We start from the raw sequence: 18,311 nt of genomic DNA, 5'->3' as shown, positions 1-18,311 counted from the left end.
TCACATCCTGAAAAGGCCGAAGGAAGTTTCGGGCAGCGGTTGGCGGGAAACGACGTCCAGGGCCATCCCCAGGACCCGGCGGGTGTCGGCGGGGTCGATGATGCCGTCGTCCCAGAGCCGCGCCGTTGAGTAGTAAGGGCTCCCCTGGTCCTCGTATTGCTTTTTGATGGGCGCCTTGAAGGCTTCCTCGTCTTCGGCGGACCACTCCTGGCCCGCGGCCTCCAGCTGTTCGCGTTTGACGGTGGCAAGGACACTGGAAGCCTGGTTTCCGCCCATCACGGAGATACGGGCTGCCGGCCACATCCACAGGAACCGTGGCGAGTAGGCACGGCCGCACATGGAGTAGTTGCCCGCCCCGAAGCTGCCGCCGATCACTACCGTCAATTTGGGAACCCGGGCTGTGGCAACCGCAGTGACCATCTTGGCGCCGTTCTTCGCTATGCCGCCCTGTTCATAGTCCTTGCCCACCATGAACCCGGAAAGGTTCTGCAGGAAGATCAGGGGAATTCCACGTTGGTCACACAGTTCAATGAAGTGCGCCCCTTTGAGTGAGGACTCGCTGAACAGCACTCCGTTGTTGGCCACGATGCCCACGGGGTGTCCGTACAGATGCGCAAAGCCCGTCACCAACGTTGTCCCGTAGTCCTTCTTGAACTCATGGAATTCGGAACCGTCCACGATCCTGGCAATGACTTCGCGAACGTCGTACTGCGCGTTGACGTCGGTCGGAACCACGCCGTAGATACCGGACGGTTCGACGACGGGCGGCAGGACGACGTCGAGCACGTCCCAGGCCGGCGGGGCCGGCTGTGGCAACGTCGCCACGATGTCGCGGACAATTTCCAGCGCGTGCTGGTCGTTCTCGGCCAGGTGGTCCGCTACTCCGGATACCTTGGCGTGAACGTCGCCGCCACCGAGTTCCTCCGCCGTGACGATCTCTCCGATGGCTGCCTTCACCAGCGGCGGTCCGCCAAGGAAGATGGTGCCCTGGTTCCGCACAATGACCGTCTCATCGCTCATGGCCGGGACGTAGGCGCCACCGGCCGTGCAGGAACCCATCACTGAGGCGATCTGTGGAATCTTGGCAGCCGACATGCGCGCCTGGTTGTAGAAGATCCGGCCGAAGTGCTCCTTGTCGGGGAACACCTCGTCCTGCTTGGGAAGGAAGGCGCCTCCGGAGTCCACGAGGTAGATGCACGGCAGCTTGTTCTCCAAGGCAATCTCCTGCGCCCGGAGGTGCTTCTTCACCGTCATGGGATAGTAGGTTCCGCCTTTGACGGTGGCGTCGTTGGAGATGACCAGCACATGCCGGCCATGGACCAGCCCGATGCCTGCGATGACCCCGGCTCCAGGTGAATCGTCGCTGTACATGCCGTTGGCCGCCAGCGGCGCAATCTCCAGGAACGGGCTGCCCTCGTCCAACAGGTAGTCGATGCGCTCCCTGGGAAGGAGTTTTCCACGGGAAATGTGGCGCTCGCGGGACTTGGGCGGGCCGCCCAGCGCAGTGGTTGCGAGGCGCTCCTTAAGTTCATCCACCAGCTTGCGCTGGGCTTCCTCGTTGGCCGCAAAGGTGCTCGTGGCAGCCCCTGCAACGCTGGCTATCGTCTCCATCGACTACTGTCCCATTCCGGTCCGAACGGTGTCAGATCCACGTCATTTCGGTTAGTGCCTCATAACTGAAATTTAGGTTAGTCTTGATTAACTGTGATGTCCAGCACGTACAGCGGGTGGCGAGGAGGCAACTGTGACCCAGCATGCTCAAACAACCCAGCGCAGCCAGGCAACACAGCGCAGCCAGGCCAAGGAAGAGCGGCGCGTGGCGTTGCTTTCCGCCGCTGCCGGCCTCTTCGCGGAGAACGGATTCGCCAGGGTTTCCCTTGAGGACCTTGGCGCCGCCGCGGGCGTCAGCGGACCTGCCGTGTACCGGCACTTCCCCGGTAAGCAGGCCGTGTTGGGCGAGCTCCTCCTGAGCGTCAGCCGCGAGCTGCAGGACGGTGGGCTCAAGGTGGTGGCCGAGGCCGGGAATGCGCTTGCAGCCTTGGAGGGCCTGGTTGCTTTCCACGTGGACTTTGCCCTGCGGAATCCGGACGTCATCAGGGTCCAGGACCGCGACTTCGGAAGCCTCAGCGAAGCTGACCAGGCGGAGGTGCGGGCCCTCCAGCGTGGCTATGTGGAGACGTGGGTTGATGTCCTCAAGGAGGTGCATCCCGGCAGTGATCCCGCCGAGCTTCGGGTCCGCGCGCATGCCGCTTTCGGCCTGATCAACTCCACCCCGCATTCCGTCCGCCAGCATGGCAGGAAGATCGCCGTGAAGTCTGCCCGGCCGGTCCTTGAACGGATGGCACTGGCGGCCTTGACTGTTGGAACGCCGGCAGGCTGACGAACTGCCTTCCCGGGACCCGCCCTGCCTTCCCGGGACCCGTCCTGCCTTTCCTAGGACTCACAGGGCCAGCTTGAAGTATGTCCCCGCCCATGGGCCGCCCCCTAGGGTTGGAAACAGCTTTGAAACGTCACACCTGATCATCGAAGGAGAACCCCATGAAGATTGCTGTCACCGGTGGAAGCGGAAAGTTGGGCAGGAGCGTCGTGCGGAGGCTGGCAGAGGATGGCCACCAAGTGTTCAACCTCGACCGGGACGGCGAGCGGGGCCCTGGATACGTCAGCGTCGACCTGCGCAACTACGGCCAGGTGGTGGACGTGATCCTTGGGCTCGACGACCGGCACGACGGTCTGGATGCGATCGTCCACCTAGGGGCCATCCCGGCCCCCGGGCTGGCCCCCGACTCCGCGATCTTCGAGAACAACATGCTCTCCACCTACAACGTGTTCCAGTCAGCACGCCGTGCAGGCATCAAGAAGGTCGTCTACGCCTCCAGCGAGACAGTGCTTGGCCTACCCTTCGATGCGCCGCCGCCCTACATCCCGGTGGATGAGGAATACGACGCACGGCCCGAAAGCACGTATTCGCTGGTCAAGCACCTGGAAGAGCAGATGGCCATCCAACTCACCCGATGGGACCCCGAGCTCAGCATCACGGCCCTGCGTTTTTCGAATGTCATGGATCCTGAAGACTACGGCGCGTTCCCGTCCTTCGACGCTGACGCGACCCGGCGTAAGTGGAACCTTTGGGGCTACATCGACGCCCGCGACGGCGCCCAGGCCGTGGCCCGCGCCCTCGAGGTTGCCCCGCCAGGGTTCGAACGGTTCATCATCGCCGCGGCAGACACCGTCATGAGCCGGAGCAGTGCCGAACTTGCCGCGGAAGTCTTTCCCGGCGTCGACGTCGTCAAGGAACTGCAGCAGCACGAAACGATGCTGTCCATCGACAAGGCCCGGAGGCTACTGGGATTCGAACCCGAACACAGCTGGCGGGACACCCGCCAGGCAAGCTAGACCATGGTCAGCACTATCGCCGGGTCGGAAAGGATCGCACCGAGGTCGGCCAGGAACCGCGACCCCTGTTCCCCGTCCACCAGGCGGTGGTCGAAGGACAGGCTGAGCGACATCACCTGGCGGACCACCAGTTCGTCGTCCACCACCCACGGCGCTTTCCGCACAGCCCCCAACGCCACAATGGCAGCTTCGCCCGGGTTGAGGATGGGCGTCCCGGCGTCAATGCCGAAGACACCTATGTTGGTGATGGAGATCGTGCCGCCCGACAGGTCCGCCGGGGATGTCTTCCCTGCCCGGGCAGTGTCCGTCAGTTCGGACAACTGAACGGCGAGTTCTCGCAGCGGCAGCTGCTCCGCATCCTTGATGTTCGGCACCGTCAGGCCGCGTGGAGTAGCGGCCGCGATGCCGAGGTTGACGTAGTGATACTGGACAATCTCCTGCTTTTCATCGTCCCAGTGCGTATTGAGGGTGGGGTTGTTCCGCAGCGCAATCAGCACGGCCTTTGCCGCGATGGTGAGCGGGGTCAACTTCACGCCGTCGAACGCTCTGTTGGTCTTTAGCCGGGCCAACAACTCCATGGTTGGAGTGACATCCACGGTAAGGAACTCCGTGACGTGCGGTGCGGTGAAGGCGCTTTGCACCATGGCAGCCGCGCTGAACTTGCGTACGCCCTTGACCGGGGTCCTGGTTTCCCGGTCAAGGGCGACCGGCGCCGTGGGGGCCTGTGCGTCCGGTGCCGGTGCGCCCGCAAAGTTCTGTACATCCTCGCGGGTGATCAGCCCGTGCGGGCCGGTTCCGGTGACGCGCTCCAGATCGACGCCGAGGTCCCGGGCCAGTTTGCGGACGGGCGGCGTGGAACGCGGCCTCTCCCCGACGGCCGTTTCCTCTGCCCGGGGAGCAACCGCCGGGGCAGCAGCGCGGGCACGCCTCGCGGGCCGCCCTGAATGCTCGACGACGGCGCCGTAACCTACCAGGTTCGGCTCGCGTTTGGCGGGACCGGCCGGAGATTCGGCGTCCGCCGCCTCTGCGCCCTGGGCAGCTCCGGCGTCGTCCACTTCGAACGAGACAATCGGCTTGCCCACCTCAACCACCGTGCCGGGTTCCTCATGCAAAGCCGCTACCACTCCCGCAAACGGGGACGGAAGCTCCACCACTGCCTTGGCCGTCTCAACCTCGGCAATGACCTGGTTGAGGCTGACGGTATCCCCCACCGCCACTTTCCAGCTAAGGATCTCGGACTCAGTGAGGCCCTCGCCGAGGTCCGGAAGTTTGAATTCCTTGATCATGGTGGCGCTCATCCTTCCAGTCCACTCAACGAGTTGGGGCGGCCCAGCGCGCGATCAACGCCATCCAGGATCCGGTCCAAGTCCGGCAGATGGTGCATTTCGAGCTTGGAATAGGGGTAGGGAACGTCGAAGCCAGTGATCCGCACCGGCGCTGTTTCTAGGTAGTTGAAGCAGCGCTCCGTGATGCTGGCCGCGATCTCGGCACCCAGGCCGCCGGATTGGGCTGCCTCATGCGTGATGACCAGGCGGCCGGTCTTGCGGACCGACGCCTCGACCACGGGATAGTCCACCGGCGCCAAGGACCGAAGATCGATGACTTCCACCGAGGTTCCCTCGTCCGCCGCGGCCTGCGCGGCATCCCTGGCCGTCTTGACCAAGGGACCGTAGGCCACCAGAGTGACGTCCGTGCCGGCGTTCACCACGGCTGCCTTGTCCATGGGAAGTGCCGATGAGAGGTCCGCGGCCTCATCCACATCGCCCTTGTCGTGATAGCGGCGCTTGGGTTCGAAGTAGAGCACGGGGTCATCCGAGGCGATGGCCTGCTGGATCATGGTGTAGGCATCCTGCGGATTGGATACGGCCACCACCCGCAGCCCGGACGTGTGGGTGAAATAGGCCTCCGGGGACTCCGAATGGTGCTCCGGAGACCCTATGCCGCCACCAAAGGGAACCCGGATGGTGATGGGCATTTTGACCCGGCCCTGCGTCCGGTAGTGCATCTTGGCCACCTGGCTGACGATCTGGTCGAAAGCAGGGTAGATAAAACCGTCGAACTGGATCTCGCACACAGGGCGGTAGCCGCGGTAGGCCAGGCCGACTGCCGTGCCTACGATGCCTGACTCCGCCAGCGGGGAATCGATGACGCGGTGCCGCCCGAAGTCTTTCTGGAGTCCGTCGGTGACCCGGAAAACACCTCCGAGGGTACCGATGTCCTCGCCGATGAGAACTACCTTGGGATCGCTTTCCAATGACTTGCGGAGCCCTGCGTTGATGGCCCGGGCAAAAGTGAGCTTGGACATCAGCGGGCACCTTCCTCGACGGTGTTGAAGCTGTTCAGGTAGCGCGAATAGTGGTCCTTCTGCCGTTCAATCCAAGGATTGGGCGTGCTGTAGACGTGGTTGAACACATCCAGGGGTTGGGGATCCGGCATGGTGATGCAACTGGTCCTCAATTCGGTTCCCACGGCGTCGGCCTTCGCTTTGACCTGTGCTTCAAGTTCCTCCGTCAGCAGGCCTTTGGCATCGAGCAGCCTGCGAATGCGGAGGATGGGATCCTTCGCCGCCCAGTCTTCCAGTTCGTTGGCGTCCCGGTAACGGGTGGGGTCGTCCGCCGTCGTGTGCGGACCCATGCGGTACGTGACCGCTTCTATGAACGTCGGCCCACCGCCCTTGCGTGCCCTGTCCAGCGCCACCCGGGTGGCTGCCATGACGGCCAGGACGTCGTTGCCGTCAACCCGCATGCTGGGAATGCCGAAACCGGTGGGACGGTCCGCCAGCTGGACGTGGGACTGTACGCGCACGGGTTCGGAAATGGCCCAGTGGTTGTTCTGGCAGAAGAACACCACCGGGGCCTGGAAGCTGGCGGCGAAGACCATGGCCTCGTTGACGTCGCCTTCACTGGTAGCTCCGTCGCCGAAGTAGGCCATGACCGCGGAGCTGGCGCCGTCCAGTTGAACGCCCATCGCATAGCCGGTGGCGTGCAAGCTCTGGGACCCGATGATGATCTGGGGGGTGGCCATGTTGATCCGCTGCGGATCCCAGCTGTATAAAGCGTTGCCGCGCCAGACCTTGGCGATCTCGGACACGTGGGCGCCGCGTACGTACGCCACGCCGCTCTCGCGGTAGCTGGGAAAGACGAAATCTTCGTCACGAAGGGCCCGGCTGGAACCAATCTGCGATGCTTCCTGGCCGAGCAGGGGCGGCCACAGGGCCAGTTCACCTTGGCGTTGCAGGGCGGTGGCCTCGGCGTCGATGCGGCGGATGACAGTCATGTCCTCAAAGAGGGAACAAAGCTGTTCGTCTCCGATGTCCTTGATCCAGAGATCGAACTCGGGATGGCTTATCCGCTCCCCCTCCGGGGAGACCAGTTGCAGCATCCCGCCGCCGGTCCGCAAGGGATTGTGTCCGCTGAGTCCCGGGTCCGGAGCAGTGGTGCCTGCGTCCGTTCCCGCCTTGTCCGTCAACATTGGTGATCGCGACCTTCCGGCTCGTATTCGTCGGCCCGCGCGGGACTTGTGATCCAGCCGCAGACCGGCCCCCGGGCTCCTTCGCCCGGGTTATTTGTGACCCTACTCACAAAGGGCATGGGGTACAACTACCCTGCTGGAAATTGAGCATCCTGCCATGTTTGTCCCTTCAGGCCCGTGCTAATCTTGCGCATTATGCAACCACTGGATGGCACCGATACCCGTCTCCTCTCGGCCATGGCGAAGGACCCGCGGGGAACAGTGGTCGCCCTGGCCCAAAAGCTCGGCCTCTCCAGAAACACCGTCCAGGCGCGCATGGCACAGCTTGAGAAGAAGCACGCCTTCCTGTCCTTCGAACGGCGGATCAATCCGGTCGCGCTGGGGTACCCGCTCACAGCCTTCATCAGTGTCCACGTGCAGCAGCAGAAACTGGCAACGTTGGCAAAGGACCTGGCCGATATCCCGGAAATCCTGGAAGGCTTCGGCCTGACCGGTTCGGCTGACCTGCTGTTGCGGGTGGTGGCCTTGGACGCGGAGGACCTCTTCAGGATCAACGGCAAGATCCTGGCCTGCGACGGCGTTGAGCGCACGGATACAGCGCTGGCCATGCGGGAGATGATTCCCTACCGGGTCCAGCCGCTTCTGGGAAGGCGCTCGGAAGGGTAGCAGTCACTCTTGCCCGGACTGTCAGGATGCTGTTTGATTCAAAGGAAAGCATCGGGGGCTGCCGGAAGTTCCCGGCCACAAAGGTGGCGCGGAAGCAGGCTGCTGAAAGGGGTCCGAGAGTGAGTAATCCACAAGAGCCCAACGGACAGGGCGATGTTCCACGCAATCCCGATCCGGCGGGTCCGTACCCGCCGCCGTCGGGCAACCCCGCACAGTCCGGGACGCCTCCGCAGTGGCAACAGCCGCCGTCGTACGCAGCTCCGCAGGGAAGTCCCGCGGGAGGCGCACCTAACTACGGCAGCCCAAACCCCTACCCCCAACAAGGGCAAGGGCAAGGGCAATACCCGCCCCAACCAGGCCAGTACCCGCCAGGGCAGTACGGGCAGCCGTCCACTCCTCCTGCCAAGAAGCGGAAGACGCTATGGATCGTCCTGGGCATCGTAGCCGGCGTGATCGTCCTCGCCGTGGTGGGGGTGTTGGTGCTCGTGAACGTCGTGGGCAACGCGACGTCCAAGGCGCGCGGGCTGGCCGACGAGTTCACCAAACTGGTTGTGGCCGGCGATACCGAGGAAGCCTACGACGACTACCTCCACCAGGCCCTCAAGGACGAACTGGACAAGCAGTCGTTCATTGACGGCATTGCAAGCCTGGAACTGGATAACTCCTGCAAGCCCAACTACAACTCCGTCAGCGTGAACAACAACAACGGAAACAACAAGGCCGATCTCTCCGGGACGCTGCAGTGCGACGGCAAGACGATCAACCTCCACTATGTCTTCGAGGGCACGAACGACCTCAAAATGAGCAGTATCCGCCTGCGCCCATAGCATCGGGGATCATGGAGCCATGGATCCCGTTGAGGCGCTCGATGAAATTTCCTTCTGGCTGGAACGCAGCCTCGCACCGACGTTCAAAGTGCAGGCCTTCAGGAAAGCCGCCGACGTCGTGCGGCAGCTGCCGCCCGGCGAGTTGCCGCGCCTGATCGCGTCCGGCCGGCTGACGAGCCTGAAGGGGGTTGGCAACCGCAGCGCGGAAGTCATTTCGCAGGCCATGGAAGACCGCGTTCCGGACTACTTGGCCGACCTCCGCGAGCGGGGCAGCGAACCGCTCGCCGCCGGTGGCCATGGGCTTGCTTCGGCCTTGCGCGGCGACCTGCACAGCCACAGCAACTGGTCCGACGGCGGATCGCCGATCGAAACGATGGTGGCGGCAGCCCGCACCCTGGGCCGCGAGTACCTCGCACTGACGGACCACTCCCCCAACCTCACGATTGCCAACGGCCTCAGCGCGGAACGCCTCGAGCAGCAATTGGGCATAGTGGAGGAGGTCAACGCCGGCCAGGACGGGTTCCGGCTGCTCAAGGGCATCGAAGTGGACATCCTGGAAGACGGAACCCTGGACCAGACGCCGGAAATGCTGGAACGGCTGAATGTGGTGGTGGCAAGCGTCCATTCCAAGCTGCGCTCCGATTCGAAGACCATGACACAGCGCATGCTCGGCGGCATCAGCGACCCCCACACCAACGTCCTGGGCCATTGCACCGGACGGCTGGTCCAGGGTTCGCGCGGCACCAGGCCCGAATCCGAGTTCGACGCCGCAAAGGTTTTCAAGGAATGTGCCGAATGGGGAGTAGCGGTGGAGATCAATTCCCGGCCGGAGCGACAGGACCCGCCCGAACGGCTCATCCAGATGGCCCTTGATGCAGGGTGCTTCTTCAGCATCGACAGTGACGCCCATGCTCCCGGCCAACTGGACTTCCTGCAATACGGTGCGGAGCGGGCAGAGGCCGCCGGTGTACCCCGGGAAAGGATCGTAACAACCTGGCCGCTGGCGCAGTTGCAGGAATGGCTGGCCCTCAAGAAGTAGCGACCCTCAAAGAAGCAGTGCCCCTCCGCCCGAAGGCATGAGGGGCACTGCTTCCACAGCGTGACCGCGATGGTTTAGCGGATCAGTGGTCTACCGCTTTCTCGGCTCCGACGCCGGTCAGCGAGCGCACCTCCATTTCGGCCTGCTTGGCAGCGTCTTCACGCCGCTTGTCCAGGACTGTACCCAACCAGCCCAGGAAGAAAGCCAACGGTATGGAGACGATACCGGGGTTGCTGAGCGGGAAGAACGCGAAGTTGGCTCCCTGGATCATGGAGGTCTTGGCACCGGACACCACCGGCGAGAAGGTGATCAGCAGGATGGCTGAGGCCAGGCCGCCGTACATGCTCCACACCGCACCTTGCGTGGTGAACTTCCGCCAGAACAGGGAGTAGACAATGGTGGGCAGGTTGGCCGAGGCCGCGACCGCGAAGGCCAGTGCCACCAGGAAGGCAACGTTCTGTCCGTTGGCAAAGATCCCGCCGAGGATTGCCAGGATGCCGATGACCACTACGGTGCGCCGTGCAACCTTCACTTCCGTAGTGGCGTCGGCTTTGCCCTTGGAGATGACGTTGGCGTAGATATCGTGGGCGAACGATGCCGCCGCGGTGATGGTGAGGCCGGCAACCACCGCGAGGATGGTGGCGAAGGCGACAGCCGAGATGAAGCCCAGCAGCAGCGGCCCGCCCAGGTGGAAGGCCAGCAGCGGAGCCGCGGAGTTCACGCCGCCCGGGGCAGACTTGATGGTCTCCGCGCCCACCAGGGCTGCGGCACCATACCCCAGTACCAGGGTGAAGAGGTAGAAGAGGCCGATCAACCAGATGGACCACACCACGGACTTGCGCGCTTCCTTGGCCGTGGGAACGGTGTAGAAGCGCATCAGGACGTGCGGCAGTGCTGCCGTGCCAAGGACCAACGCCAGGCCAAGGGACATGAAGTCGAGCTTGGAGGTGTCCGACTTGCCGTATTGCAGGCCCGGGTTCAGGATTGCGGGGTTGTTGGCGGCTTCCGCTGCCGATCCCAGGAGGTTGGACAGGTTGAAGCCGTAGATGGAAAGTACCCAGGCTGTCATGACGGCCGCGCCGGCGATGAGCAGGATGGCCTTGATGATCTGCACCCAAGTGGTGCCCTTCATGCCGCCGATCAGGACGTACATGATCATGAGGGCGCCGACGACGATGATCACCAGTGCCTGGCCGCCCCAGTCGCTGATGCCCAGCAACAGCGAAATCAGGCTGCCCGCTCCCGCCATCTGGGCCAGCAGGTAGAAGAAGCAGACCGCCAGCGTCGAGAGCGCAGCGGCAATCCGGACCGGCCGCTGCCGGAGGCGGAAGGACAGGACGTCGGCCATGGTGAACTTACCGGTGTTCCGCAGCAGCTCTGCCACAAGCAGCAGGGCAACCAGCCAGGCCACGAGGAACCCGATCGAGTAAAGGAATCCGTCATAGCCGTTGATGGCGATCGCGCCGGTGATGCCGAGGAACGAGGCCGCCGAAAGGTAGTCGCCGGCGATGGCAGTTCCGTTCTGGGAGCCCGTGAAGGAACGTCCGGCGGCGTAGTAGTCAGCCGCAGTCTTGTTGTTCCTGCTGGCACGGAAGACGATCACCATGGTGACCGCAACGAAGAGGGCGAAGATGCCCATGTTCAAGAGTGTGGTGTCTTTGAGTGCAGCAACTTCCACTGCAGGGACCATGGTGTTCACTGCGCTCCCCCACGGGTCAGGCTGCCGGACTTATCAAACTCATCGCCTTCGATTTCGTTCCGGATTTCGGCGGCGATGGGGTCGAGCTTCCTGTTGGAGTAGCTGACGTACCACGCGGTGATCCCGAAAGTGGTGACGAACTGGAGCAGCCCCAGGATCAGGCCGACGTTGATGTTTCCCCACACTTTGATGGACATGAAGCCGACCGCGTAGTCGGCCAAGAGAACGTAGGCGAAGTACCACAGCAGGAACGCTGCTGCCATGGGAAAGACGAAGCTCCTGTGCCGCTTGCGCAACTTCTTGAACCGCTCCGTCTGCTGGACTTCCTGGAAGTCCACGGACGCTGTCGCGTCCTGGGGTTGGGCATCATTACCCATGGTTCCTCCTGGTTGTTGTGCCCACATCGGCTCCACACAGCCGGCCAATGTGACTGCAATCACTATTGACGGGCCGGGGCGGTCATTCCAGCACATTGCCCGCCGTCGTCGCCCAACGGTCCCTATGCTGCGCCAAACGGCAAGCGGCGGACCGGCCGCCGTCGTCGTGCCCGCGCATTGGCTACTCTTGCTCCATGCCCGATTCCCCGCTTTTCACAGCAGCCGCGATCGCCGTGATCGTCCTGGCGGTGGCCGTCGTCGTGGGTGTCGGCCTGAAAGTGGTGCGCTCCTTCCGGGACCTCGGCACGGACGCCGAGCAGGCAACCTACAAGACGCTGCACGCCGCATCGCGGGCGGGACAGCACCTTCGCGGCGGTCTGGAACCCGCCGGGGCGGGGAAGGCCAGCAAGCAGTTGCGGGCGCTCCTTGGCTGCGAGGCCTTGGCGATCACGGACACTGAAGCAGTGGTGGCGTGGGACGGAACGGCCGAGGACACCAGGCCGGCGCTCATGGGCATTGTCCGCGGGGTGCTGGAAAGCGGACGCACCGCGGTGGTTCCCCACGCGACAGCCCAACCGGGCAGTTTCAGTGCCGTCATCGCCCCCATCCGCGCCGGTTCCAAGGTGGTGGGGACAGTTGCGGCCCTGGCGCCGTCGGCGGGCGCCGGGTTGGTCCGGGCCACCAGCGAAGTGGCCGATTGGATCGGCGCCCAGCTGGAACTCGCTGAGCTCGAGGCATCCCGGACCCTCCTGATGGAGGCCGAAGTCCGCGCCCTCAGGGCCCAGATCAGCCCGCACTTCATCTACAACTCCTTGAACGCCATCGCCTCCTTCATCAACACGGACCCCGCCCGGGCACGTGAACTGGTAGTGGAGTTTGCCGACTTCACCAGGTATTCCTTCCGGCGCCACGGCGACTTCACCACGCTCGCCGAGGAACTTCGCTGCATTGACCGCTACCTCCTGCTGGAACGGGCCCGGTTTGGCGAGCGTGTCCAGGTCAGCCTGCGGATCGCGCCGGAGGTGCTGAGTACTGTCATCCCGTTCCTCAGCCTCCAGCCGCTGGTTGAGAACGCGGTCCGTCACGGTCTCGAGGCGAAGGAAGGGCCCGGACACATCACCATTTGTGCCAATGATTCCGGCGCGTTTGCGGAGGTCACCATCGAGGACGACGGCGTGGGGATGGACCCGGAGCACCTGCGGCAAGTGCTCGCCGGGCACAGCGACGGCGACCACGTCGGCCTTCGCAACGTGGATGCACGGCTTCGGCAGGTCTACGGCGACGAGCACGGCCTGGTGATCGACACAGCCCCCGGTGAAGGCACCCTGATCACCATGCGCGTGCCCAAGTCCCAACCTCGCCACGACGCATAAGGCTAATCTGGAAGCATGATCAACGTGCTCGTCGCCGATGACGAACTGCCCGCAGTTGAGGAGCTCGCCTTCCTGCTGGGGCGGGACGGCCGCATTGGCACAATCCACCGCGCTTCCTCCGGCGGTGAGGCGCTGCGGACCCTGGAAACCGAGTCCGTAGATGCTGTCTTCCTCGACATTCACATGCCGGCCTTGTCCGGTTTGGACATCGCAAGGGCCATCTCCCGCAGCAGCAACCCTCCCGCCGTCGTCTTTGTAACGGCCGACGAGGACTGCGCTTTGGAGGCGTTCGACCTTGCCGCCGTCGATTATCTGCTGAAGCCGCTCCGGGCCGAACGGCTGGCCAGGTCCGTGGACCGGATCAGCGAGCTCATCAAGGACGGCGCCCCGGCGCCGGAGATGATCACCGTTGACCTCGGCGGCACCACCCGCATGATCCGCCGCGACGACGTCAGCTACGTCCAGGCCCAGGGCGACTATGCCCGGCTGCACACCGCCGAAGCGAGCTACCTCATCCGCGTTCCCCTCAGCGACCTTGAACAGCAGTGGGCGGAGGCGGGCTTCATCCGGATCCACCGCAGCTACCTGATTGCGCTCAACCACGTGGGACACCTTAAACTTTCGGCTTCGTCCCCCAGCGTCACCGTGGCCGGTGCCGAGCTGCCCATCAGCCGCCGCCACCTTCCCTCCGTCCGGGACCGGCTGGAAGCCACCCGTCCCCGGCCGCAAGGATGACGCGGGTCCGTGTCACCGCGCCGCGCCATTCGGTACCGGTACCCCGGGGCCGGCTTGCGTACGGTGACGTCAGCGAAGAGTCCGACGCCGGCAGGGTCTTTATCCGTTCACTCATCCGCTCGCAATTGCGCCTGGCGCTGGTGGTAGCCTGCGGTTTTCTGCTGATCCTCGCCGCTTTCGCGGCCTTCCTGGTGTTTGGACCCGGGGTTGCGGAGACAACTGTGCTGGGGATCCGTCTGGACTGGCTTCTGCTGGGCGTTGGGGTGTATCCGGTCATAGGGCTCAGCGCGTGGTTCTTCACCCGCGCGGCGGCCCGCAACGAGGCCCGCTACCGTGATTTGACGGAGGAGCGGTGAACCCGGCGGTCGGTCTGTTCGCTTTCGTCGCGGTCTCCCTCGCGACGGCGGCCATCGGTTTCTACGGCCTCCGCATTTCGCGGACCACCGGGGATTTCTACGTCGCGTCCCGGACCGTCCGGCCATGGTGGAACGCCTCGGCCATCGGGGGCGAATACCTGTCGGCCGCCAGCTTCCTGGGGGTTGCCGGCCTCATCCTCCTGTCCGGTACTGACGCCCTGTGGTTCCCGGTTGGCTACACGGCGGGCTACCTGATGCTGCTGCTATTCGTCGCGGCTCCCCTGCGCCGGTCCGGGGCCTACACGATTCCCGACTTCACCGAAGCCCGCCTGGACTCCAAGATGGTCCGGCGCGTCACGAGCCTGGTGGTAGTCGCCGTGGGGTGGCTGTACATCGTGCCGCAACTCCACGGTGCGGCACTCACCATCCGCATCACAACGGGCCTGCCGTCGTGGATAGGCTCGACGGCGGTGGTGCTGGTTGTGTGCCTGACGGTTGTGGCAGGCGGGATGCGTTCAATCACGTTTGTCCAGGCTTTCCAGTACTGGCTCAAACTCACGGCGCTGGCTGTTCCGGTGGTCTTTATCCTCCTCGCCTTGACGGCCAATGACACGGCTCCCGTGGCGGCGCTTCCCATCAACCCTTCGGAAACGGCCACCGCCGGCGTATACCACAACGTGTCCTTGCTGGTTGCCCTGCTGTTCGGGACGCTGGGCCTGCCCCACGTGCTCGTCCGGTTCTATACCAATCCCGATGGGCAATCGGCCCGGCGTACAACATTGATTGTGCTGGGCCTGCTATCGGTCTTCTACCTCTTCCCGACCCTGGCAGGTGCCCTCGGGCGGATCTACGCTCCGGAGCTGGCCCGATCCGGCCAGGCCGACGCCTTGGTATTGCTGCTTCCGGGCAAGCTTGTGGGTGGCCCGGCCGGCGACCTTCTCTCCGCGCTCGTCGTGGCAGGCGCGTTTGCGGCCTTCCTGTCCACCACCTCCGGGTTGGTGGTTTCGCTGTCGGGCGTCATCAGCCAGGACCTCTTCGGAGGCAGCGTCCGCGGCTTCCGGCTCGCGGCGCTGCTGGCCGCCGTCGTCCCTTTGGGTTTCGCCTTGACCACCGATTCCCTGGCGTTGGCAGGCAGCGTCGGTTTGGTCTTTGCCTTCACGGCATCCACCATCTGCCCGGTGCTGCTCCTGGGCATCTGGTGGCGGGGCTTGACGGACGCGGGCGCCATCGCAGGAATGGTCACGGGTGGCGTGTTGTGCGGCGGTGCGATGGTGGCTGGCACTGTCCTGGGCGCAAGTGCAGCCCCCTTCTGGTTGGCCCAGCCTGCAGCCTGGACGGTTCCGGCAGCGTTCGCCGTGACCGTTGGCGTGTCCGTGGCCACCAAAGGACGGGTACCTGCCTCGGTGAACCGCGTGATGTCCAGGCTGCACGTACCGGAACGGCCGGTAGTCACCGAACGCCAACTGCCCTGACCGGTTGTCCGCAGCTCCTGCGGGGTGGACAATGGCGCCATGTCCCACGAAGCGGGCCCTGCGGACATCCAGCCACCAGCTGATCCGGCAGCCGCCCCCGGTGTCCGGGCCCAGTTGCTGGCCACTGAGCATTGGAGCCTGCTCGCTTCACGAAGTACCACCCAGGGCGAGGTCCTCACCCGGATCAGCATGTTCCTGACGTTTACCTCGGCGAGCCTGCTCAGCGTGGCCTTGGTGGGCAACGCAACGCAGTTCTCGGATGCGTTCCGGGCTTTCGCGTTGACCATCCTCAGCATCGACGTGCTGGTAGGCCTGCTGACCCACGTCCGCGTCATGAGCGTCGGCATGGAAGACCTCATGTACGTCATAGCCATGAACAGGCTGAGGGCTGCCTACGTTGACCTGGATCCCGGTGTTGCCCCCTACCTCATGGCCGGCTTCACCGATGACGAGGAAGGCGCTAAACGGACGTACTACTTTTTCGGCGGTCGGCGGGACTTCAGCCAGGTGGCAGGCAGCAGCATGGTGTTCATGGGCACGGTCAACGCCGCACTGATCGGCCTGCTGGTGGGGTCGGCTTTGTTGGTGGCCGGGTTGGCAGCACCATTCGCCGTGGGCGCAGGAGTGATGGCCGGGCTGGCCTTCCTGGTGACGTCCTTGTTCCGCGGTAAACGCCGCTACGACGGCGTCTGGCGGAAGCTCACATCGATCTCCCCTGCCGGGGGCGGCCCTACCGGGGACAGCCGGAAGACCCCCTAATCGATGGCGGCCATCAACTCCACAACGCGGTCCAGGAAGACGTCCACCTGTGCTTCGTCGTAGCCTTCATCGCCCTTCGCCGCCCGGAAGACAGCCCTCCGGACCGTATCTACGCTGAGCGGCTGATCGTTTTCGAGGTAGTCGATCAACTGGACGCACAGTGCGTCTACGTCCTGGACGTTGTAGCTGCGGGTCCGCTTCCTGGCCGGCCGGCGGAACCGCTCGCCGTCGGGACGGTGAAGCCGGCCACGCAAAATGCCGGAGAGCTTACCGATCTGCCGAAGCCAGGCTTCCTCGCCCTGCTGGTTGATCAGGTCATCCCGCTCGCGGCGCGCAAAGGCATCCTCCAGCCTGTCCAAGGCGGCATCGACGCTTTGGGCGTCATACCCGCCCTTGACGGGATCGAAGGCCACATCCCTGACGTCGGCACTGGCCACGGGGTCGGCCGTGTTGCCCGGGTTCTCGAACGAGTTCCGTGCACGGCTGAGGAACGCGTCTACTTGCTTGGCGTTGTAGCCGTACTTGTTGCGCTCCACGCGCTCGAACGTTGCCGGGATCTGGCGTCGAATATCCAATGCCATCAACTATCCTTCGTCGGGGGTGTCAGACGCCGCTCAGCAGCGCGAACAGAACAAAAGCCACGGGGGCTGCGAACACGATTGAATCCAGGCGGTCCATGACGCCGCCGTGGCCGGGGAGGATGCTGCTCATATCCTTCACCCCGAGTTCACGCTTGACCATGGACTCGGCAAGATCGCCGGCAGTGGCTGCGGCAACCATGCCGGTGGCCAGGATCAGCCCGACCCACCAGGGCTTGTCCAGGAACAGCAGGCAGGCCAGCACGCCAATGACCATGGCACCGGCAACCGATCCGGCGAAACCCTCCCAGGACTTCTTGGGGCTGATTTTGGGCGCCATGGGGTGCTTGCCGAACGAGGCACCGACGATGTAGCCGAAGGTGTCGTTGGCCACCACCAGCAGGAGCATCGACGCGATCTGCCATGCCCCGGCGGGGATTCCGTTCGGCCACAGGCCCACGGGAGTCGCACCGCCCGCGGCATGGAGCGGCAACGCCGCGAAGCTGATCAGGAAGGGCACCCATGCCAGCGTGAACACCCCGGCAAAGACACTGCGGGGCGCCCCGGCGGCACTTTCGATGGAACGCCACAAGAGCACGGCAACACTGCTGGCCACCATGGTGAAGAGGAGCCCCTCAAGTCCGCCGAAGTAGGCGGATACGGGCATCGCCAGGGCTCCCACCATCACCGGGATCACCGGCATGCGGGTGCCTTGGGCCTCAAGGGCACGGAATACTTCCCACACACCCAGGACAGCGAAAGCGGTAACCAGCAGGACAAAGCCCAGCGGCAGGAAAAGCAGTCCGCCAAGGACGGCAAACAGCATGGCAAGCCCGACGCCGATGGCGGCGGGCAGATTGCGGCCCGCCTTCGGCGTCGGGTTACCTTGCAGGCGCCTGGCCAGTCTGCGCGCCCCTGACGTCGGGACCTGCCCGGCGGGCGCCGGCTCTGGCTGACTCATCAGACCTCGAGCAGCTCGGCTTCCTTGCGCTTCAGCAGGTCATCGATGCTGTCGACGTGCTGCTTGGTGATGGCGTCGAGTTCCTTTTCGGCGCGGGCACCCTCGTCTTCACCGGCTTCGCCGTCCTTGACCAGCTTGTCCAGGGCGTCCTTGGCCTTGCGGCGGATGCTGCGGACGGACACCTTGGCGTCCTCGCCTTTGCCCTTGACGATCTTGACGTATTCCTTGCGGCGTTCCTTGGTGAGCTCAGGAATGGTCACGCGGATGACGTTGCCGTCGTTGGAGGGGTTGGCACCCACCTCGGAGTCGCTCAGGGCCTTCTCAATGTCGCGGAGCGCGCTCTTGTCGTAGGGCGTGATGAGGATGGTGCGTGCGTCCGGAACGGCGAAGGAAGCAAGCTGCTGGAGCGGCGTGGGGGTGCCGTAGTACTCCACGATCACTTTGTTGTAGAGTCCGGGGTTCGCCCGGCCCGTACGGATCGAGGCGAAGTCTTCCTTGGCTACCTCAACCGCCTTGTCCATCTTCTCGCCGGCTTCGAGCAAGGTCTCTTCGATCACGGGGTTCTCCTCAGTAATAGTCGCTGCCCTGCTACGGGCGGCCATGCA

19 protein-coding genes are annotated in these 18,311 nt (G+C 64.3%); 10 read left to right on the top strand and 9 right to left on the bottom strand.

Annotated elements, in window-relative coordinates; translation table 11 throughout:
* Positions 1–1,611, bottom strand: coding sequence for a carboxyl transferase domain-containing protein (locus RI444_RS06890; RefSeq protein WP_069694492.1), 1,611 nt, complete (start codon positions 1,609–1,611; stop codon positions 1–3).
* A 133-nt stretch (positions 1,612–1,744) separates the two neighbouring features.
* On the opposite strand from RI444_RS06890, the gene RI444_RS06885 reads away from it, so the two are divergent.
* Positions 1,745–2,380: a TetR/AcrR family transcriptional regulator gene (locus tag RI444_RS06885; RefSeq protein WP_021472594.1), complete on the top strand. Its 636-nt coding sequence runs from the start codon at positions 1,745–1,747 to the stop codon at positions 2,378–2,380.
* Positions 2,381–2,538: 158 nt separating this feature from the next.
* Positions 2,539–3,393 (top strand): NAD-dependent epimerase/dehydratase family protein, encoded by an 855-nt coding sequence (locus RI444_RS06880; RefSeq protein WP_021472593.1) that lies wholly within the window; start codon positions 2,539–2,541, stop codon positions 3,391–3,393.
* Here RI444_RS06880 and RI444_RS06875 read toward each other — a convergent pair.
* The 3 genes from RI444_RS06875 to pdhA are packed head-to-tail and all read right to left on the bottom strand — an operon-like array spanning position 3,390 to position 6,864.
* Positions 3,390–4,691, bottom strand: a complete 1,302-nt coding sequence (locus RI444_RS06875) for a dihydrolipoamide acetyltransferase family protein (protein ID WP_021472592.1) — start codon at positions 4,689–4,691, stop codon at positions 3,390–3,392. The genes RI444_RS06880 and RI444_RS06875 overlap by 4 nt on opposite strands.
* A complete protein-coding gene (locus RI444_RS06870; RefSeq protein ID WP_021472591.1) occupies positions 4,688–5,698 on the bottom strand; it encodes an alpha-ketoacid dehydrogenase subunit beta in 1,011 nt (336 codons plus the stop codon). Before RI444_RS06870 ends, RI444_RS06875 begins: the two co-directional genes overlap by 4 nt.
* Positions 5,698–6,864: a pyruvate dehydrogenase (acetyl-transferring) E1 component subunit alpha gene (gene pdhA / locus RI444_RS06865; RefSeq protein WP_021472590.1), complete on the bottom strand. Its 1,167-nt coding sequence runs from the start codon at positions 6,862–6,864 to the stop codon at positions 5,698–5,700. The genes RI444_RS06870 and pdhA overlap by 1 nt, the downstream gene beginning before the upstream one ends.
* Before the next feature lie 195 nt (positions 6,865–7,059).
* Between pdhA and RI444_RS06860 the strand changes: the two genes are divergently transcribed.
* The 3 genes from RI444_RS06860 (at position 7,060) to RI444_RS06850 (ending at position 9,396) form a co-directional block, all read left to right on the top strand.
* On the top strand, positions 7,060–7,530 hold the full coding sequence (locus tag RI444_RS06860; protein ID WP_031216615.1) for an Lrp/AsnC family transcriptional regulator: 471 nt from the start codon (positions 7,060–7,062) through the stop codon (positions 7,528–7,530).
* A gap of 119 nt (positions 7,531–7,649) precedes the next feature.
* Positions 7,650–8,357: a hypothetical protein gene (locus RI444_RS06855; RefSeq protein ID WP_225740047.1), complete on the top strand. Its 708-nt coding sequence runs from the start codon at positions 7,650–7,652 to the stop codon at positions 8,355–8,357.
* A 19-nt stretch (positions 8,358–8,376) separates the two neighbouring features.
* Entirely contained in the window at positions 8,377–9,396 is a 1,020-nt protein-coding gene (locus tag RI444_RS06850; protein ID WP_021472587.1) for a PHP domain-containing protein, read from the top strand.
* Positions 9,397–9,478: 82 nt separating this feature from the next.
* Here RI444_RS06850 and RI444_RS06845 read toward each other — a convergent pair whose 3' ends face one another.
* Both RI444_RS06845 and RI444_RS06840 read right to left on the bottom strand, forming a co-directional pair.
* Positions 9,479–11,086, bottom strand: coding sequence for a cation acetate symporter (locus tag RI444_RS06845; RefSeq protein ID WP_031216614.1), 1,608 nt, complete (start codon positions 11,084–11,086; stop codon positions 9,479–9,481).
* A 5-nt stretch (positions 11,087–11,091) separates the two neighbouring features.
* The gene (locus RI444_RS06840) at positions 11,092–11,472 is read right to left on the bottom strand and encodes a DUF485 domain-containing protein (RefSeq protein WP_207604929.1); all 381 of its coding nucleotides are present in this window, start codon (positions 11,470–11,472) and stop codon (positions 11,092–11,094) included.
* A 194-nt stretch (positions 11,473–11,666) separates the two neighbouring features.
* Here RI444_RS06840 and RI444_RS06835 point away from each other — a divergent pair, with 194 nt between their 5' ends.
* The 5 genes from RI444_RS06835 to RI444_RS06815 are packed head-to-tail and all read left to right on the top strand — an operon-like array spanning position 11,667 to position 16,167.
* Complete coding sequence (locus RI444_RS06835) at positions 11,667–12,845, top strand: histidine kinase (protein WP_062095923.1); 1,179 nt, start codon at positions 11,667–11,669, stop codon at positions 12,843–12,845.
* Positions 12,846–12,860: 15 nt separating this feature from the next.
* Positions 12,861–13,580 carry a LytR/AlgR family response regulator transcription factor gene (locus RI444_RS06830; protein ID WP_021472583.1) on the top strand — a complete coding sequence of 240 codons (720 nt, stop codon included), beginning with the start codon at positions 12,861–12,863 and terminating at the stop codon, positions 13,578–13,580.
* The gene (locus RI444_RS06825; protein ID WP_021472582.1) at positions 13,577–13,936 is read left to right on the top strand and encodes a hypothetical protein; all 360 of its coding nucleotides are present in this window, start codon (positions 13,577–13,579) and stop codon (positions 13,934–13,936) included. The genes RI444_RS06830 and RI444_RS06825 overlap by 4 nt, the downstream gene beginning before the upstream one ends.
* Positions 13,933–15,408, top strand: a complete 1,476-nt coding sequence (locus RI444_RS06820; protein ID WP_062095919.1) for a cation acetate symporter — start codon at positions 13,933–13,935, stop codon at positions 15,406–15,408. Before RI444_RS06825 ends, RI444_RS06820 begins: the two co-directional genes overlap by 4 nt.
* Before the next feature lie 39 nt (positions 15,409–15,447).
* A complete protein-coding gene (locus RI444_RS06815; RefSeq protein ID WP_062095917.1) occupies positions 15,448–16,167 on the top strand; it encodes a hypothetical protein in 720 nt (239 codons plus the stop codon).
* Here the strand turns inward: RI444_RS06815 and RI444_RS06810 are convergent.
* Genes RI444_RS06810 through frr form a run of 3 tightly spaced genes read right to left on the bottom strand, consistent with a single transcriptional unit; the run spans position 16,164 to position 18,263 of the window.
* A complete protein-coding gene (locus RI444_RS06810) occupies positions 16,164–16,748 on the bottom strand; it encodes a DivIVA domain-containing protein (protein WP_021472579.1) in 585 nt (194 codons plus the stop codon). The two genes, RI444_RS06815 and RI444_RS06810, sit on opposite strands and share 4 nt — an antisense overlap.
* A gap of 22 nt (positions 16,749–16,770) precedes the next feature.
* Positions 16,771–17,706: a phosphatidate cytidylyltransferase gene (locus RI444_RS06805; RefSeq protein WP_062095914.1), complete on the bottom strand. Its 936-nt coding sequence runs from the start codon at positions 17,704–17,706 to the stop codon at positions 16,771–16,773.
* On the bottom strand, positions 17,706–18,263 hold the full coding sequence (gene frr, locus RI444_RS06800; RefSeq protein WP_021472577.1) for a ribosome recycling factor: 558 nt from the start codon (positions 18,261–18,263) through the stop codon (positions 17,706–17,708). The genes RI444_RS06805 and frr overlap by 1 nt, the downstream gene beginning before the upstream one ends.
* Positions 18,264–18,311: the final 48 nt, after the last annotated feature.

It is taken from the genome of Paenarthrobacter sp. AT5, assembly GCF_032764245.1.
Taxonomy (GTDB): domain Bacteria; phylum Actinomycetota; class Actinomycetes; order Actinomycetales; family Micrococcaceae; genus Arthrobacter; species Arthrobacter ureafaciens.
The sequence above is the reverse complement of the archived record's forward strand: the minus strand, read 5'-3'. Positions and strand labels throughout refer to the sequence as shown.